Origin of the sequence: Psychroserpens damuponensis (genome assembly GCF_000826655.1) — a bacterium.
GTDB lineage: Bacteria > Bacteroidota > Bacteroidia > Flavobacteriales > Flavobacteriaceae > Psychroserpens > Psychroserpens damuponensis.
Genome location: NZ_JXJO01000089.1, coordinates 1 through 950 on the forward strand (window position 1 = coordinate 1; position 950 = coordinate 950).

General features: G+C 30.4%; 1 protein-coding gene. It reads left to right on the forward strand.

Annotated features, from left to right (window positions below; translation table 11 throughout):
* The coding region (locus TD29_RS17665; protein WP_040282916.1) for a hypothetical protein at window positions 1-801 on the forward strand (801 nt) is incomplete at its 5' end.
* Between the last annotated feature and the right edge of the window lie 149 nt (window positions 802-950).

Sequence of the window (950 nt, forward strand, 5' to 3'; positions counted from 1 at the left end):
TACATAAAACCGTTAGCACCAATTATGAAAAAAATCCTTCTTACCATATTATTTATTGCAATTTCAAGCAAATTATTAGCTTGCACTTGTATGTCTCAAAGGCTTTTAGACAGATATGCGAAATCTGAATTTGTTGCAACTTTGAGTGTTTTAAGTGTGGATTCTGAAACCGATGGTGACTATTTACTTCTTGACATTGAAATAATTGAACTTTATAAAGGAAAAAAAACTAATCTTTTGAAAATACGAAAATCAAAAGGTAGTGGTTGTCCAATGTATGCACCTGAAAATACCAAATGGTTAATTTTCGCATCTAAAGACCAGAATGGAAATTTGATTTTTGGTAAGTGCTCTGGACCAAAACAATTGGACCGAACTTTTGACAAAGAAAGATTTCCAAATGCTGAATTAAACTATTCTAAAGGTTTAAAACGGAAACTTGAAATACTCGAAACCTTGAAAGAGGAAAAAATTGAGCCCATTAACACGTATAATTTATACACTTCTTTTAATGAAGAATCTTTAGAAAAATTCAAAGGATATCAAATTGAAAATGGGAATAATGCATTTTATGAAATAACTGTCAATGCAGATTTGAGTTTAAAAAATATAAAAACTTTAAAGGAGTTTGATAATGAACAATTATCTAATGAACTAATTGAAGTTATAAAAAAGAATATTCACATAGGGAGAATTGGCAAATTAGATGTAATTCCGGAAGAAACAAAAATCATACTTGGACTTCATTATCATTCGGCAGAAAAAGAAAGGAAAAGTGTAATATTACCTTATACATATTAAAAAACTGGTGCTAACACCGTGTATAATTCATTGCTAGTTACAGCCTACTTACGAAAGTCCTCGCGGACTTTCTATCTGTGATTTATTTGCTAACTTTAGTGCTTAAACACGCAACGAAATCATACACAATCACGTTGGCTCTAATTCTG